This window comes from Streptomyces sp. NBC_00385 (assembly GCF_035917155.1).
GTDB classification, from domain to species: domain Bacteria; phylum Actinomycetota; class Actinomycetes; order Streptomycetales; family Streptomycetaceae; genus Streptomyces; species Streptomyces poriferorum.
Genome location: NZ_CP107951.1, coordinates 7,250,550 through 7,265,628, shown reverse-complemented (window position 1 = coordinate 7,265,628; position 15,079 = coordinate 7,250,550). Strand labels below are relative to the sequence as shown.

Below are 15,079 nucleotides of genomic sequence, written 5' to 3'. Positions count from 1 at the left end.
TGATCCGCCGGTTGTCTACCGCTCCTTTCCCCGCAGTTCAGGAGCTACAACCTCCGCCGCCAGCATTCTGCGCAGACATCCAAGGCATCGGGAACGGATCGGACCCAAACTCCCCTGTGACATACCCAACTCCCCTGCGATTTCCCGGTAGGTGGGATCGCCCGGGGCGAGAAGCGCGCGCAGTAAGCGGGCGCAGGGGCCGGGGAGCCGGTCCACCGCGGCGTGCAGCATCCGGCGTTGGTCGGCTCCGAGTGCGGCGCGCTCCGGGCCGCCGGAGAGGTCGGCGGTCCTCTCGTCGCGGTAGGGGCGCTCGCGCCGGGCTGTGCGGCGGGCCCGGCGGGCCTCCGCCCTGACGGTGGCCCGCACCCAGCGGGCGGTGTCCGGGGGCGGTCCCTGACCGGCCGGCCGCTCCAGCAGCCGCAGCCAGACGGCCTGTTCGAGGTCGGCGGGGTCGACGGCGGCGCCGGTGGCAAAGGCCGCGGCTTCCGCCCTCGCCTCGGCTCTGACCAGGGGGTACAGGGTGCGGACGAGGATCGCGGCGCCCTGGGCGGGCAGGGCGTGCGGAAGATCGAGAAGCGTCATGCCCCCACCCGATCCGCAATACCGTCCGCCGGCCGCCGAACCTGCCGGGACCACCCGACCGGGGCACGCCCCGGCCGGGTGCTGACGACTCGGCTCCCGGGGTCCGCTACTCGCCCGCGAAGTCCGCCGCCGCGAGCAGGGCCGTGTCCGGGTTGTCGGAGAAGATCCCGTCGATTCCCGTGGCGAAGTACGCCGCGAAGGCGCCGAAGGCGTCCCCGTAGGCGTTGGGGTCCGTGCCCCGGCGGAAGTCGGCGGGCAGGAAGGTGTTCTCGTTGCGCATCGTGTACGGGTGCAGGATCAGACCCTGCGCGTGCGCGTCCCGCACCAGGGTGGTGGGCGTGGTGAGCCGGCCCGAGCCGTCCTTGGGGATGATCAGGTCCAGGGTGGGGCCGATGCCCTGCGCGAAGGACGCCATCCACTTCAGGCCTGCGGGCTTCACCAGGTCGTCGGTGGTGCGCGGGTCGCCGGACGCCACGAAGTCCCAGGGCTTGGAGCCGGCGCCGGAGAGCAGCACGACGCGCGGAGTGGCGACGAGCTTCGACAGCCGCTGGATGCTGCCGGGTTCGAAGGACTGGAGGATGAGCGGCGACTGGGCGCGGTGCCGGCCGTAGCGGTGCAGCAGTTTGGCGAGCGGCTCCTCCAGGCCGAGGCCCAGGCCGCGGAAGTAGGTGGGGTGCTTGGTCTCGACGTACAGCCAGACGGGCTTTCCGCGCCGCCGGCCCTCGCGGTCGGCCCAGCGCAGGACCTCCTCGAAGGTGGGGACCTCCCAGCGGCCGTCGTACAGCGTGTTCTTCTGGCGGTTGCCGGGGATGCGCTCCTTGGCCCGCAGCGTCTTCAGCTCGGCGAGGGTGAAGTCCTCGGTGAACCAGCCGGTCAGGGAGACGCCGTCGACCTTCTTCGTCGTCCGGCGGCTCGCGAACTCGGGGTGGGCGGCGACATCGGTCGTGGCGGTGATGTCGTTCTCGTGACGGCATACGAGATGGCCGTCCCTGGTCGGCACCACGTCCTGCTCGATGATGTGCGCACCCATGTCGAGGGCCAGCTGGTAGGAGCCGAGCGTGTGCTCGGGGCGGTATCCGCTGGTGCCGCGGTGTCCGATGACGGTCGGCACCGGCAGGTCGAGGCGGTGACCGCCGCGCCCGCCGGACCTGCCTGCCGCCTGCGCCGTTCCGGTGACTCCGAGGGCGGCGGTGCCGAGTACGGCGGCCCCCACGCCCATGACGGTCCGTCGTCCGGGACGGGCCTGCGCACGCTCTGTCATGAATGCTCCTCGCATGTGATGTCCGGCACCTGTCGGGCGAGGACCGAGCGTAGGCAGCGGTGCGGTCCGGACGGCGCCATCCGGGCGAACATGGCGCAAACACACGTCAACACTGCGTATCCACTGAGTGAACCCGATGTGCGATCAGCGAGTACCCGCGAGTATCGTCCTCACCTGCATGGACCCTCACCATCCGTCGCCTCGGCCGGCCCGGCCACTACACCGGAGGAACCGTTGTCCCGACTCGCACTCATCAAGGCAGTGCTCGGACCGATCCTGCGTCTGATGTTCCGTCCGCGGATGGAGGGCATCGAGAACATTCCGGGCTCCGGGCCGGTGATCCTGGCGGGCAACCACCTGACGTTCATCGACTCGATGATCATGCCGATCTGCTGCGACCGTCCGGTGTTCTTCATCGGCAAGGACGAGTACGTCACGGGCAAGGGGTTCAAGGGCCGGCTGATGGCCTGGTTCTTCACGGGTGTCGGCATGATCCCGGTGGACCGGGACGGCGGCCGCGGCGGTGTCGCGGCACTCATGACGGGCCGCCGGATCCTGGAGGAGGGCAACGCCTTCGCGATCTACCCGGAGGGCACTCGCTCCCCCGACGGCCGCCTCTACCGGGGCCGTACGGGCATCGCGCGCCTGACGCTGATGACGGGGGCTCCGGTGGTGCCCTTCGCGATGATCGGTACGGACAAGCTGCAGCCGGGCGGCGCCGGTCTGCCGAGGCCCGGCAAGGTCACGGTCCGCTTCGGTGAGCCGATGGAGTTCTCGCGTTACGAGGGCATGGACCGCGACCGCTATGTGCTGCGGGCGGTGACGGACTCCGTGATGGCCGAGGTGATGCGGCTGTCCGGCCAGGAGTACGTCGACATGTATGCGACGAAGGCCAAGGCCGCCTGAGCCGGAGCCCGACGGCGCGGCACACAGAAACATGGGAAGGGCCCGTACCCCGGTCGGCGGTACGGGCCCTTCCGCGTGCCCGCGTCAGTCGTGCACGATGCCTTCCTCCAGCTCCTGGCCGCGCAGCAGGAACCAGGCGGCGACCGCCGTCGCCATCAGCACCACCGCGCCGATGGCGGAGGCGGCCCCCAGCCCGTCGACGAAGGCGTCCTGGGCGGCGGAGACCAGGGTCGTCGCCTCCGGTTCGGGCAGCGCCTCGGCCGCCTCGACCGCGCCGCCCAGCGACTCGTGGGCGGCCGCCGCGATGTCCGGCGGGGTTCCGGCGGGGGCGTTGAAGCCCTGGTACACCCCGGTGACGATGGAGCCGAGCAGGGCGATGCCGAGGGCGGCTCCCAGCTCGTACGCCGTCTCGGAGACCGCGGACGCGGATCCGGCGTGCTCCTTCGGGACGCTGGAGAGGATCACGTCGGAGGTGACCGTGAAGGCGAAGCCCGCCCCCACGCCGACGACCAGCAGGAGCGCGCCGATCAGCGGATAGGCGGTGTCCTTGTGGACGGCGGAGACCGCGGCCAGTGACAGGCCGATCCCGGCGAGGCCCCCGGTCACCACGACGCGTACGGAGTAGCGGCGGGCGGTGGTCCCGGCCAGCAGACCGGCCGTGACCGCACCGACCGCGGCGGGAAGTTCGGCGAGTCCTGCCTCCAGCGGTCCGCGCCCCTGGACCAGTTGCAGGAACTGGGAGAGGAAGAAGACCAGGCCGGAGAGGCCGAGGATGGTCAGCAGGTCAGCGAGCACCGCGCCGGAGAATCCCCGGTGATGGAAGAGCCGCATGTCGAGCAGCGGGGCGGGAAGCCGGAACTGCCGGCGTACGAACCAGATGAGCAACGCCAGGCCGCCCAGGCCCGAGAGGGCGACCTCCCAGCTTCCGCCGTGTGCGGCGAGCTCCTTGATGGCGTAGACGACCCCGATCATGCCGACCAGGGAGAGCGCCACGCTCAGCAGGTCCCAGGGTCCGGGTGCGGGGTTCTTCGACTCGGGGATCATCTTGATGCCGACCACGACGAGTACCGCCATGACCGGCACGTTGATCAGGAAGACCGAGCCCCACCAGAAGTGCTCCAGCAGGAATCCGCCGACGACGGGGCCGACGGCCGCGCCCGCCGAGGCCATCGCGCCCCAGATACCGATGGCGAGGCTGCGCTCCCGCGCGTCGTGGAAGAGGTTGCGGATCAGGGCGAGGGTGGACGGCATCAGGGTGGCGCCGGCGACACCGAGCAGGGCCCGCGCCAGGATCATCATCTCGGGCGTGTTCGCGTACGCGTTGAGCACCGAGACCGCGCCGAAGGCGGTGGCACCGCACAACAGCAGCTTCTTACGGCCGATCCGGTCGCCGAGGCTGCCCATCGAGACCAGGAGCCCGGCGATGACGAAGGAGTAGACGTCGCCGATCCAGAGCAGCTGGGTGCCGGTCGGTTCGAGGTCCTCGCTGAGGAACGGGGTCGCGAGGCCCAGCACGGTGGCGTCGATGGCCACCAGCAGCACCGCGAGCACGAGCACGGACAGCGCGATCCACCGCCCGGGGCGGTACAGCTCGGGCGCGGGCTCCGGTTGCTGTTCCATGCTGCTCATTGCTCCACGCTCCGGCGTGCGCCGCCGAGCAGCAACTCGACGATCATGTACGCGAAGTCCTGTCCGGCCACCCGGCCCGCCTGAACGGCCCACGCGGCGCTGCTGATGAGCCCGTAGAGCGCTTCGGTCAGCCAGGCCGGGGTCAGGTCGATGCGGATCTCGCCGCGCTCCTGGCCGCGCCGGAAGAACGCGGCGACGCGGGCGTCCAGCCGGTCCCAGCCGTCGTTCTGTCCGTCGCCCTCGAAGAGCTGATTCTCGGTCACGAGGAAGGAGAGGAGCCCGGCGCTGGGCTCGATCGCGGCGACGAACCGGCGCAGCGCCTCCTGCGAGGTGCCCTCGTCCAGCACCGCGGCGTCGAGGGCCGCTTCGAACTCCTGGATCCCCAGCTCCTCCAACGCCCTGACCAGTGCGTCCCGTCCGGCGAAGTGCCGGTGCAGGGTGGCGCGGCCGATACCGGCGGCTTTGGCCACCTCGTCCATCGTGGCCGTCGATTTGCGGGTCAGCAGGGCGGCGGCGCTGCGCAGCACCTGCTCACGATCAAGAGTCATGAGACGACACTAACTCATACGAGACACTAACGTCTCACCGGAAATGGGCTCGCGCCGCTCACCGTGCGCGGAGGACCATGTCCGCATGAAGCCGCTGCTGCTGATCGACATCGACGGTCCGCTCAATCCGTACGCAGCGCTCTCCCGCCGCCGCACGCCGGACGGATACACCAGGCATCTCATGCGGCCGTCAGGGTGGACCGAGGGCGCGGCCCTGCCCGTTCTGCTCAACCCGGAGCACGGCGGGGAGCTGCTCGCGCTGGCCGGCCGCTACGAGCTGATCTGGGCGACCACCTGGAAGGACGAGGCGAACGAGTGGATCGGGCCGCGTCTGGGGCTGCCTCGGCTGCCGTACATCGACTGGCCGGACATGCACGGCGCCGCACCGGCCGGGACGTACTGGAAGACGCGGTACGTCGTGGAGTACGCGGCCGGGCGGCCGTTCGCATGGGTCGACGACGAGATCACCGACCGGGACCGGGCGTGGGTCGCCGAGCAGGGTGCGGGCGGCGCGAGCCTGCTGCTGACGACGGATCCGCGGATCGGCCTGGAGCGGGCCGACTTCGACACGCTGGCCGCGTGGGCGGACGGCCGGGGAACGTCCGGCTGACCGCCCCCGCCCGCCCTTCGCTCAGTCGCCGAGGAGGACCAGGTCGAGCCCGGGCAGCCGCGCCGGGTCGTTGATCACGAACAGCTCGACCACCTTTCCGCGTTCGATCGTGAACCGCATGACCGAGAAGCGCCGCCCCTCCACCTCCGAGACGACGGCCGGGGCGCCGTCGAGCAGGGCGAACCGCGCCGACCGGCCGTACGGGGCGAACATGATGGCCTGCCGGGCCACGTTCGCGGCCCCGCGCACGAGCGAGGCGGCTCCGGCCGCCCCTTCGGACCGGGCCACGACATCCGGGTCGAGCACGGCGACGAGCGCGTCGAAGTCGCCGCTGCGGGCGGCGGCGAGGAACGCGTCGACGACCTCCCGCCGGCGGACCGCGTCCGGGTCGGGCACCGGGTCGGCGCCCTGGACCCGGCGGCGGGCCCGGCTGGCGAGCTGCCGGGCGGCGGCCGGGGTGCGGTCCACGATCCGGGCGATCTCGTCGAAGGGCACCGCGAACATGTCGTGCAGCACGAAGGCCAGGCGCTCGGCCGGTTCCAGCGTCTCGAGCACGACGAGCAGGGCGAGGCCCACCGAGTCGGCCATCAGCGCCTGCTGCTCCGGGTCGGCGCCCGGCTGTGGCCCCAGCGTGCGGCCGGGCCGGTGCGCATCCGGCTCGCCGGCCTCCAGGGGTTCCTCCCGGCGGGTCCGGCGCGAGCGCAGGATGTCCAGGCAGACCCGGCCGACCACGGTGGTCAGCCAGCCGCCCAGGTTGCCGATCGCCGCACTGTCGGAGCGGCCGAGACGGATCCAGGCCTCCTGGACGGCGTCCTCCGCCTCGCTGTCGGAGCCGAGCATCCGGTAGGCGACCGCCTTGAGATGGCTCCGGTTCTCCTCGAACCGTGCCGCCAGGAACTCGTTTCCGTCCACAGCCGTCCTCCTGCGTCGTGTGCCGTCACCCCGTCACCACGCTGACGTACCGGAGCGGTGCGATGTGACAGGAGTACGGGGAAGGCTCAGCTCCACGGGAGCGACGCGCGGTGCCGCCAGTACGCCTCCGGCTCCTCGACCAGCGCGTCCAGCCCGGCCCTGCGTTCCTCGTCGAGGTCGAGGACGGCCGCGTGGAGGTTGCCGGCGAGCTGGGTGACGGTCGCCGCGCCGGAGAGCACGACACCGGCCCAGGGCTGGTGCAGCACCAGCGCCAGCGCGACCGCGTCGCTGCCCAGCCCTTCCTCGGCGGCGATCTCCCGCATCGCGGCGGGCGCCTCCGTTCCCGCGAGCCGGCCGTTGGCCATGGCTTCCTTGACGATGACGGTGAGCCCGGCGGCATGGGCCTCGGCGAGCGCCGGTCCGGCCGAGGTCTCCAGGGCGTTGTAGGTGGCCTGGACGGTACGGAAGAGGGGTTCGCCGTCCACCGTGACGGCGAGGGCGGCGCGGATCGCTTCGGCCTGGGCCGGTCCGCTGGTGGAGAGGCCGACGCTGACCCCGTCCGCGGCGAGCGCGGCGAGCCGGGCGTGCAGTTCCTTGTCTGTGAGCGCCGGGCTGTCGGGGGTCACCGAGTGGATCTGGTAGAGGTCGAGCCGGTCCCCGAGCAGCTCGCCGGTCTCGGCGCGCTGGCGGTCGAACGTGGCGGGGCTGTGGTCCTTGACCTCGTGCGCCTCGGCGTCGACGCTCCAGCCGGCGGTGTACGTGTAACCCCACTTGCTTCCGACGACGACGTCGCGGACCTCTGGCCGGGCGGTCAGCCAGTCACCGAGGAACTCCTCCGAGCGGCCGTAGGAACGGGCGGCGTCGAAGTACCGGACGCCCTGCGCGTAGGCCGCGTCCAGCAGCTCGTGCGTCCGGGCGCGCAGGTCCTCGACGGTCCGCTCGCCGGGCAGGTCGCGGTCGCGGTGGAGATTGATGTAGCCGGGCCTGCCGACCGCTGCGAGGCCGAGCCCGATGTGAGCGGTCGGAGTGGTCGCTGTGGTCAGTCGGGCGAACGGCATCGCGGGCTCCTCGTCGTCGGCAGGAATCTCCCCTACCCCCAACGTAGCCCGCGATGCACCCGCGGCTACCCGCGGGCGGCCGCCCAGGCGTGCTGGGCCGCCAGGTCCGCCTTGAGCTCTGCCAGCTGGACGGCGACGGCCGAGGGAGCCGTACCGCCGCGCCCGTTGCGGGAGGCGAGCGCACCGGCCACGTTGAGGACCGTACGGACCTCGGGGGTGAGGTGCTCGGAGATCTTCGCGAACTGCTCGTCGGTCAGCTCGTCGAGCTCGATGCCGTGGTGCTCGCACTCCTTGACGCACTCACCGGCGACCTCGTGGGCGACCCGGAAGGGCACGCCCTTCTTGACCAGCCACTCGGCGATGTCGGTGGCGAGCGAGAACCCCGCCGGGGCCAGCTCCTCCATGCGCGCGCGGTTGACGGTGAGGGTGGCCATCATGCCGGTGAAGGCGGGGAGCAGGACTTCGAGCTGGTCACAGGAGTCGAAGACCGGCTCCTTGTCCTCCTGGAGGTCGCGGTTGTACGCGAGCGGCAGGGCCTTGAGCGTGGCCATGAGGCCGGTCAGGTTGCCGATGAGCCGTCCGGACTTGCCCCGTGCCAGTTCGGCGATGTCGGGGTTCTTCTTCTGCGGCATGATCGAGGAGCCGGTGGAGAAGGCGTCGTGCAGGGTGACGAAGGAGAACTCCTTCGTGTTCCAGATGATGATCTCCTCGGCGATCCGGGAGAGGTTGACGCCGATCATCGCGGTGATGAAGGCGAACTCGGCGACGAAGTCCCGCGAGGCCGTTCCGTCGATGGAGTTGCCCACCGAACCGTGCTCGAAGCCGAGGTCGGCCGCGACCGCCTCGGGGTCGAGCCCGAGCGAGGAACCGGCGAGGGCCCCGGAGCCGTACGGGGACACCGCGGTCCGCTCGTCCCACTGCCGCAGTCGCTCCGCGTCCCGGGACAGGGACTGCACATGTGCCAGGACGTGGTGGGCGAAGAGCACCGGCTGGGCGTGCTGGAGGTGCGTACGGCCGGGCATGGCCACGTCCGGGTGGGCCTCGGCGAGGCCGACGAGGGCGTCCTGGAGCCCGGCGATCAGTCCGCCGATGATGCGGGCGTGGTCGCGCAGGTACATCCGGAAGAGCGTGGCGATCTGGTCGTTGCGGGACCGTCCGGCACGCAGCTTTCCGCCGAGATCGGGGCCGAGCCGCTCCAGCAGCCCGCGCTCCAGAGCGGTGTGGACGTCCTCGTCGGCGATCGTCCCGGTGAAGGAGCCGTCCGCGACGTCTGCTTCCAGCTGGTCGAGCCCGGCGGTCATCCGCTTCAGCTCGTCCTCGGTGAGCAGGCCCGCCTTGTTGAGGACGCGCGCGTGGGCGCGGGAGCCGGCGATGTCGTACGGCGCGAGCCGCCAGTCGAAGTGGACGGACGCGGACAGCCTGGCCAGCGCCTCGGCCGGACCGTCCGCGAAGCGGGCGCCCCAGAGACGTACGTCGCCGTTGCCGTTGCCGTTGCTCACTGCGTGCTCCTCGGAAGAACCAGGGGGTTGGATGTGCGACCGCTTGCCCGTGCGAGTGCGGCACCCTCGGTCACGGACGCCTGCTCACGGCGCGCTCCACGGTGCAGCCACTGCCGCAATCACTAACAGGCATAACTATGCGGTCCTCTGTATGTTTTGTCAAAGCTGGCGACGGGGCGCCCCGCGGAACGCGCGCGACCGGCCGCGGGCGGTGCGGGTGGCGGCGCAGCGGCTGTCGCGGGCGGCGGGGTACGCGTCCCACCGCCCTGGCCCCTGAGCGGCTGGGCCGTACGGAGCAGGTCGGCAGGTGGCCGGGCGGCGGGCGGTCTACGGTCCGGAGCATGCGCAGACTTGGACCGACCGGCACATGGGGGGCGGCGTCGCGGGGCTGGGCACGCGCATCTGCCGCGCTCCTTCACCCGCCCCCCGTGTGCCGGTCGGTCCTGGTGACCGGTTCGGTCCTGCTCGCTCTCGCCGGTCTCGTCGGAGCCCGGCCCCCGGTGGCGGCGCCGTTGCCGTGGCGGCTGGCCGACACGGGCGGCGGCAGCCAGCTGATCACGGCCGAGGCGCCCGGTACCGCCTCCACCACGGGCACGGTCACCTGGTGGAGTCTGCGGGGCGGCCGATGGGTGGCGGCCGGGTCGGCGCCCGCGCGGTTCGGGGCGAACGGGCTGGCCGAGGGCGCTTCGCGCGAGCAGGGCACGGACACGACGCCCACCGGGCTGTACGCACTGCCGTACGCCTTCGGGGTCGAGGCGGCCCGACCCGGGACGCGCTATCCGTACCGCCGGGTCGGCGACCGGTCGTGGTGGTGTCAGGACAACGCGTCGCGGGCCTACAACCGGTGGGTGGAGCCGCGTCCCGCCGACTGCCGGGCGGACGAGGCCGAGCACCTGATCACGTACCCGACGCAGTACGCGCGTGCCCTCGTCATCGGTTTCAACTACGACCGGCCGGTACGGGGACGCGGCGCCGGGATCTTCCTCCATGTCGACGGACGCGGCGCGACCGCCGGCTGTGTCTCCGTGCCGGCGGCCGCGATGGACCGGATCCTGGCCTGGGCCGATCCGGTCCGTCGTCCGCATATCGCGATCGGGACCCGCTCGGGCCCGACCGCGATCACCCGGTACTGACCGCTCGTCAGCGGTCGTTCTGTGCGAGCCGCAGCAGATGGTCGGCGAGCGCCTGCCCGCCGGCCGGGTCCCGGCTGATCAGCATGAGCGTGTCGTCACCGGCGATGGTGCCGAGGATGTCGTGCAGCTCGGCCTGGTCGATCGCCGAGGCGAGGAACTGGGCGGCGCCCGGAGGCGTACGCAGCACGACGAGGTTGGCCGAGGCCTCCGCCGAGATCAGCAGTTCGGCGGAGAGACGGCGCATCCGCTCCTCCTTGGCGGAGCCGCCCAGCGGTGCGTGCGGGGTACGGAATCCGCCCTCGCTCGGCACCGCGTAGATCAGCTCGCCGCCGGTGTTGCGGATCTTCACCGCGCCCAGCTCGTCCAGGTCCCGGGAGAGCGTCGCCTGGGTGACGCTCAGCCCGTCGTCCGCGAGGAGCTTGGCCAGCTGGCTCTGCGAGCGCACCGGCTGCCGGTTCAGGATGTCCACGATCCGGCGGTGGCGTGCGGTGCGGGTCTGCGGCACGGACGGCCCGCCGTGCTCGGTTTCCTGCGCCTCGGTCATCGTCGTCGCCTCATTCTCCGGTGCGTCCTGCCCCGGATCGTCCGTCCCCGTATGCCGCGTCGAGGGCACCGGGCAGTGCCTGGAGGAACGCGTCCACGTCCGCCTCACCGATGATCAGCGGCGGCATCAGCCGTACGACATCGGGGGCGGGTGCGTTCACCAGGAGTCCGGCTCCCTGAGCCGCCTGCTGCACCTGGGGTGCGAGGGGCTCGGTGAGCACGATACCCAGCAGCAGGCCGGAGCCCCGGACGTGGGAGACCAGGGGGTGCCCGAGGCCCTCCACGCCGTTGCGGATCCGCTCGCCGAGCCGCTTCACGTTGTCCAGCGCACCGTCGGCGGCCAGGGTGTCCAGGACCGCGAGACCGGCGGCGCAGGCGACGGGGTTGCCGCCGAACGTCGTGCCGTGCTGGCCGGGTGCGAGCAGGTCGGCAGCCGCGCCGAACGCCACCGTGGCGCCGATCGGCAGTCCGCCGCCCAGCCCCTTGGCGAGTGTGACCAGGTCGGGCTCCACGCCCTGGTGGGCCTGGTGCTCGAACCAGGTGCCGCACCGGCCGATGCCGGTCTGCACCTCGTCGAGGACGAGGAGGGTGCCGGTGGCCCGGGTGATCTCGCGGGCCGCCTCCAGGTAACCCTTGGGCGGCACGACCACGCCGTTCTCGCCCTGGATGGGCTCGATGACGAGCAGCGCGGTGTCGGTGGTCACCGCGGACCGCAGCGCCTCGACGTCCCCGTACGGGACGTGCGTGACATCACCGGGCAGCGGGACGAACGGTTCGCGCTTCTTCGGCTGGCCGGTGAGCGCGAGGGCTCCCATGGTCCGCCCGTGGAAGCCGCCGTCGGTGGCGACCATGTGGGTACGTCCGGTCAGCCGGCCGATCTTGAACGCGGCCTCGTTGGCCTCGGCGCCCGAGTTGCAGAAGTAGACCTTGCCGGTGCGGCCGAAGAGCTGGAGGAGCCGTTCGGCGAGCGCCACGGGCGGCTCGGCGACGAAGAGGTTGGAGACGTGGCCGAGGGAGGCGATCTGGGTGGAGACCGCCTCGACGACCGCGGGGTGGGCGTGGCCCAGGGCGTTCACCGCGATGCCGCCGACGAAGTCGAGGTACCGGGTGCCGTCGGCGTCCCACACATGGGCGCCTTCGCCGCGGACGAGGGACAGCTTCGGGGTGCCGTAGTTGTCCATCAGCGCGTGCTGCCACCGCTGCGAGAGCTCGGCGTTGGTCATGCTTCCCCCTGTGCGTCGGGCACGACCATCGTGCCGATTCCTTCGTCGGTGAAGATCTCCAGCAGGATCGAGTGCTGGACCCGGCCGTCGATGACGCGGGCCGTCTCCACGCCGTTGCGCACGGCGTGCAGGCAGCCCTGCATCTTGGGCACCATGCCGCTGGAGAGTTCCGGCAGGAGCTTCTCCAGCTCGGTGGCGGTGAGGCGGCTGATCACGTCGTCGCTGTTGGGCCAGTCCTCGTACAGGCCCTCGACGTCGGTGAGGACCATCAGCGTCTCGGCGTTCAGCGCGGCGGCCAGGGCGGCGGCCGCGGTGTCGGCGTTGACGTTGTAGACGTGGTTGTCCTCCGCCGAGCGGGCGATGGAGGAGATGACCGGGATGCGGCCGTCGTCCAGCAGCGCCTGGATGGCCCCGGTGTCGATCGCGGTGATCTCGCCGACCCGGCCGATGTCGACGGCCTCGCCGTCGATCACGGGGCGGTGCTGGATCGCGGTGATGGTGTGGGCGTCCTCACCGGTCATGCCCACGGCCAGCGGACCGTGCTGGTTGAGCAGACCGACGAGCTCGCGCTGGACCTGCCCGGCGAGCACCATCCGTACGACGTCCATCGCCTCGGGCGTGGTGACGCGCAGACCGGCCTTGAACTCGCTGACCAGGCCCTGTTTGTCGAGCTGGGCGCTGATCTGCGGGCCGCCGCCGTGCACGACGACGGGCTTGAGGCCGGCGTGCCGCAGGAAGACGACGTCCTGGGCGAAGGCGGCCTTCAGCTCCTCGTCGATCATGGCGTTGCCGCCGAACTTGATGACGACGGTCTTGCCGTTGTGCCGGGTCAGCCAGGGCAGCGCCTCGATGAGGATCTGCGCCTTCGGGAGTGCGGTGTGCTTCCGCGCGGTGGTCATGAGCTGTACGCGCTGTTCTCGTGGACGTAGTCCGCGGTGAGGTCGTTGGCCCAGATGACGGCCGACTCGGTGCCCGTGGCGAGGTCGGCGGTGATCCTGACCTCCCGGTAGCGCATGTCGACGAGGTCGCGGTCCTCGCCGACTCCGCCGTTCTTGCAGACCCAGACGCCGTTGATGGCGACGTTCAGCTCGTCCGGCTCGAAGGCCGCCTTCGTCGTGCCGATGGCGGAGAGCACCCGGCCCCAGTTGGGGTCCTCGCCGTGGATGGCGCACTTGAGGAGGTTGTTACGGGCGATGGAGCGGCCCACCTCCACGGCGTCGTCCTCGGTCGCGGCGTTCACGACCTCGATCCGGATGTCCTTGGAGGCGCCCTCCGCGTCACCGATCAGCTGCCGGGCGAGGTCGTCGCAGACGGCCCGTACGGCCTCGGCGAACTCCCCCCGCTCCGGGGTGATGCCGCTCGCCCCGGAGGCGAGCAGGAGCACGGTGTCGTTGGTGGACATGCAGCCGTCGGAGTCGACCCGGTCGAAGGTGGTCCGGGTGGCGTCGCGCAGCGCGGCGTCGAGCGCGGGGGCGGCGACGTCGGCGTCGGTGGTGAGGACGACGAGCATCGTGGCCAGGCCGGGGGCGAGCATGCCCGCGCCCTTGGCCATGCCGCCGACGGTCCAGCCCTCGCCGCCGGCGACGGCCGTCTTGTGGACGGTGTCGGTGGTCTTGATGGCGATGGCGGCCTTCTCGCCGCCGTGCTCGCTCAGGGCCGCCGCGGCCTTCTCGATGCCGGGCAGCAGCTTGTCCATGGGGAGCAGCAGGCCGATGAGCCCGGTCGAGGCGACGGCGATCTCACCGGCGCTGTGGCCTTCGAGGACCTCGGCCGCCTTCTCGGCGGTGGCGTGGGTGTCCTGGAAGCCCTGCGGTCCCGTACAGGCGTTGGCTCCGCCGGAGTTGAGGACGACGGCGGAGACCTCGCCGCCCTTGAGTACCTGCTCCGACCAGAGGACGGGAGCGGCCTTGACACGGTTGGAGGTGAAGACGCCCGCGGCGGCACGACGCGGACCGTTGTTGACCACGAGGGCCAGGTCCGGGTTGCCGCTCTCCTTGATTCCCGCGGCGATGCCCGCCGCGGAGAATCCCTGTGCTGCCGTGACGCTCACGGTGCCACTCCGATCGTGGAAAGTCCGGTGTCCTCGGGGAGTCCGAGGGCGATGTTCATGCTCTGCAGGGCCCCGCCCGCGGTGCCCTTGGCGAGGTTGTCGATGGCGCTGATCACGATGATCCGGCCGGCCGCCTCGTCGTACGCGACCTGGATCTGGACGGCGTTGGAGCCGTACACGGAGGCGGTCGCGGGCCACTGCCCCTCGGGGAGCAGGTCGACGAACGGCTCGTCCGCGTAGGCCTTCTCGTACGCGGCGCGCAGGGACTCGGCGCTCACGCCGGGCTTCGCCTTCGCGCTGCACGTGGCGAGGATGCCGCGGGGCATCGGGGCGAGGGTCGGGGTGAACGACACGGTGACCGGTTCGCCGGCGGCGGCGCTGAGGTTCTGGATCATCTCGGGCGTGTGCCGGTGGACACCGCCGACGCCGTACGGCGACATGTTGCCCATCACCTCGGAGCCGAGCAGATGCGGCTTGGCCGCCTTGCCGGCGCCGGAGGTCCCGGAAGCGGCGACGATCACGGCCTCGGGCTCGGCGAGCTGGGCCGCGTACGCCGGGAAGAGCGCCAGCGAGACGGCGGTCGGGTAGCAGCCGGGCACCGCGATGCGCCTGCTCCCCGCCAGCGCCGCCCGTCCGCCGGGCAGCTCGGGCAGACCGTAGGGCCAGGTGCCGGCGTGCGGTGAGGCGTAGAACCTCTCCCAGTCCGCGGCGTCCTTGAGCCGGAAGTCGGCCCCCATGTCGACCACGAGCACGTCGTCACCGAGCTGCTCCGCCACGGCGGCGGACTGCCCGTGCGGCAGAGCGAGGAAGACCACGTCGTGCCCGGCGAGCACCTCGGGGGTGGTCGGCTGCAGCACCCGGCCGGCCAGTGGCCGCAGATGCGGCTGCAGGGCGCCGAGCGGCTGGCCCGCGTTGGAGTTCGCTGTGAGGGCCCCGATCTCGACCTCCGGGTGGACCAGCAGAAGGCGGAGCAGCTCCCCGCCGGCGTATCCGCTCGCCCCTGCCACCGCTGCACGTACCACCATCGAAATCCTCCTCGTCGATGGCATGACTATACGCAAGCCTGCACTTTTATGCAAAGACTTGCGATCATCCGGTGGCATGCGGCCCGGGCACAGGTACGCC

15 protein-coding genes are annotated in these 15,079 nt (G+C 71.6%); 3 read left to right on the top strand and 12 right to left on the bottom strand.

All coding sequences use genetic code 11. The features are described 5' to 3' along the window. Nucleotides 1–15 precede the first annotated feature (15 nt). Both OG959_RS32390 and OG959_RS32385 read right to left on the bottom strand, forming a co-directional pair. Nucleotides 16–582 (bottom strand): RNA polymerase sigma factor, encoded by a 567-nt coding sequence (locus OG959_RS32390; protein ID WP_326664222.1) that lies wholly within the window; start codon nucleotides 580–582, stop codon nucleotides 16–18. A 106-nt stretch (nucleotides 583–688) separates the two neighbouring features. After that, a complete protein-coding gene (locus OG959_RS32385; RefSeq protein ID WP_326664221.1) occupies nucleotides 689–1,843 on the bottom strand; it encodes a glycerophosphodiester phosphodiesterase in 1,155 nt (384 codons plus the stop codon). Between the two features lie 234 nt (nucleotides 1,844–2,077). Between OG959_RS32385 and OG959_RS32380 the strand changes: the two genes are divergently transcribed. Beyond that, nucleotides 2,078–2,749, top strand: a complete 672-nt coding sequence (locus OG959_RS32380; protein ID WP_326664219.1) for a lysophospholipid acyltransferase family protein — start codon at nucleotides 2,078–2,080, stop codon at nucleotides 2,747–2,749. A gap of 84 nt (nucleotides 2,750–2,833) precedes the next feature. Here the strand turns inward: OG959_RS32380 and OG959_RS32375 are convergent, their stop codons facing one another. Both OG959_RS32375 and OG959_RS32370 read right to left on the bottom strand, forming a co-directional pair. Then, nucleotides 2,834–4,378: an MFS transporter gene (locus OG959_RS32375; protein WP_219575416.1), complete on the bottom strand. Its 1,545-nt coding sequence runs from the start codon at nucleotides 4,376–4,378 to the stop codon at nucleotides 2,834–2,836. After that, the gene (locus OG959_RS32370) at nucleotides 4,375–4,926 is read right to left on the bottom strand and encodes a TetR/AcrR family transcriptional regulator (RefSeq protein WP_306081537.1); all 552 of its coding nucleotides are present in this window, start codon (nucleotides 4,924–4,926) and stop codon (nucleotides 4,375–4,377) included. The genes OG959_RS32375 and OG959_RS32370 overlap by 4 nt, the downstream gene beginning before the upstream one ends. Nucleotides 4,927–5,011: 85 nt before the next feature. Here OG959_RS32370 and OG959_RS32365 point away from each other — a divergent pair, with 85 nt between their 5' ends. Further along, complete coding sequence (locus OG959_RS32365; protein WP_326664213.1) at nucleotides 5,012–5,536, top strand: HAD domain-containing protein; 525 nt, start codon at nucleotides 5,012–5,014, stop codon at nucleotides 5,534–5,536. Between the two features lie 21 nt (nucleotides 5,537–5,557). On the opposite strand, the gene OG959_RS32360 is transcribed toward OG959_RS32365, so the two are convergent. The 3 genes from OG959_RS32360 to argH form a co-directional block, all read right to left on the bottom strand. Next, a complete protein-coding gene (locus OG959_RS32360) occupies nucleotides 5,558–6,448 on the bottom strand; it encodes a sigma-70 family RNA polymerase sigma factor (protein WP_326664211.1) in 891 nt (296 codons plus the stop codon). Between the two features lie 86 nt (nucleotides 6,449–6,534). Next, entirely contained in the window at nucleotides 6,535–7,506 is a 972-nt protein-coding gene (locus tag OG959_RS32355; protein WP_326664209.1) for an aldo/keto reductase, read from the bottom strand. A gap of 65 nt (nucleotides 7,507–7,571) precedes the next feature. Further along, entirely contained in the window at nucleotides 7,572–9,005 is a 1,434-nt protein-coding gene (gene argH, locus OG959_RS32350) for an argininosuccinate lyase (RefSeq protein WP_326664208.1), read from the bottom strand. A 446-nt stretch (nucleotides 9,006–9,451) separates the two neighbouring features. Between argH and OG959_RS32345 the strand changes: the two genes are divergently transcribed. Beyond that, nucleotides 9,452–10,138, top strand: coding sequence for a L,D-transpeptidase family protein (locus OG959_RS32345; protein ID WP_326666766.1), 687 nt, complete (start codon nucleotides 9,452–9,454; stop codon nucleotides 10,136–10,138). A gap of 7 nt (nucleotides 10,139–10,145) precedes the next feature. On the opposite strand, the gene OG959_RS32340 is transcribed toward OG959_RS32345, so the two are convergent. From OG959_RS32340 to argC, 5 genes are read right to left on the bottom strand one after another with little or no spacing between them, the layout of a single operon-like run. Further along, nucleotides 10,146–10,682, bottom strand: a complete 537-nt coding sequence (locus OG959_RS32340) for an arginine repressor (protein ID WP_326664206.1) — start codon at nucleotides 10,680–10,682, stop codon at nucleotides 10,146–10,148. Between the two features lie 10 nt (nucleotides 10,683–10,692). Continuing rightward, nucleotides 10,693–11,904, bottom strand: a complete 1,212-nt coding sequence (locus OG959_RS32335; protein WP_326664204.1) for an acetylornithine transaminase — start codon at nucleotides 11,902–11,904, stop codon at nucleotides 10,693–10,695. Further along, entirely contained in the window at nucleotides 11,901–12,803 is a 903-nt protein-coding gene (gene argB, locus OG959_RS32330) for an acetylglutamate kinase (protein ID WP_073737466.1), read from the bottom strand. Before argB ends, OG959_RS32335 begins: the two co-directional genes overlap by 4 nt. Beyond that, a complete protein-coding gene (argJ, locus tag OG959_RS32325) occupies nucleotides 12,800–13,954 on the bottom strand; it encodes a bifunctional glutamate N-acetyltransferase/amino-acid acetyltransferase ArgJ (protein ID WP_326664200.1) in 1,155 nt (384 codons plus the stop codon). Before argJ ends, argB begins: the two co-directional genes overlap by 4 nt. After that, the gene (gene argC, locus OG959_RS32320) at nucleotides 13,951–14,979 is read right to left on the bottom strand and encodes an N-acetyl-gamma-glutamyl-phosphate reductase (protein WP_326664198.1); all 1,029 of its coding nucleotides are present in this window, start codon (nucleotides 14,977–14,979) and stop codon (nucleotides 13,951–13,953) included. Before argC ends, argJ begins: the two co-directional genes overlap by 4 nt. Nucleotides 14,980–15,079 lie beyond the last annotated feature (100 nt).

Coding starts and splice junctions, on each gene's coding strand:
- OG959_RS32390 (WP_326664222.1), bottom strand. CDS start 582: ATGACGCTTCTCGATCTTCCGCACGCCCTGCCCGCCCAGGGCGCCGCG.
- OG959_RS32385 (WP_326664221.1), bottom strand. CDS start 1,843: ATGACAGAGCGTGCGCAGGCCCGTCCCGGACGACGGACCGTCATGGGC.
- OG959_RS32375 (WP_219575416.1), bottom strand. CDS start 4,378: ATGAGCAGCATGGAACAGCAACCGGAGCCCGCGCCCGAGCTGTACCGC.
- OG959_RS32370 (WP_306081537.1), bottom strand. CDS start 4,926: ATGACTCTTGATCGTGAGCAGGTGCTGCGCAGCGCCGCCGCCCTGCTG.
- OG959_RS32365 (WP_326664213.1), top strand. CDS start 5,012: ATGAAGCCGCTGCTGCTGATCGACATCGACGGTCCGCTCAATCCGTAC.
- OG959_RS32355 (WP_326664209.1), bottom strand. CDS start 7,506: ATGCCGTTCGCCCGACTGACCACAGCGACCACTCCGACCGCTCACATC.
- OG959_RS32340 (WP_326664206.1), bottom strand. CDS start 10,682: ATGACCGAGGCGCAGGAAACCGAGCACGGCGGGCCGTCCGTGCCGCAG.
- OG959_RS32335 (WP_326664204.1), bottom strand. CDS start 11,904: ATGACCAACGCCGAGCTCTCGCAGCGGTGGCAGCACGCGCTGATGGAC.
- argB (WP_073737466.1), bottom strand. CDS start 12,803: ATGACCACCGCGCGGAAGCACACCGCACTCCCGAAGGCGCAGATCCTC.
- argC (WP_326664198.1), bottom strand. CDS start 14,979: ATGGTGGTACGTGCAGCGGTGGCAGGGGCGAGCGGATACGCCGGCGGG.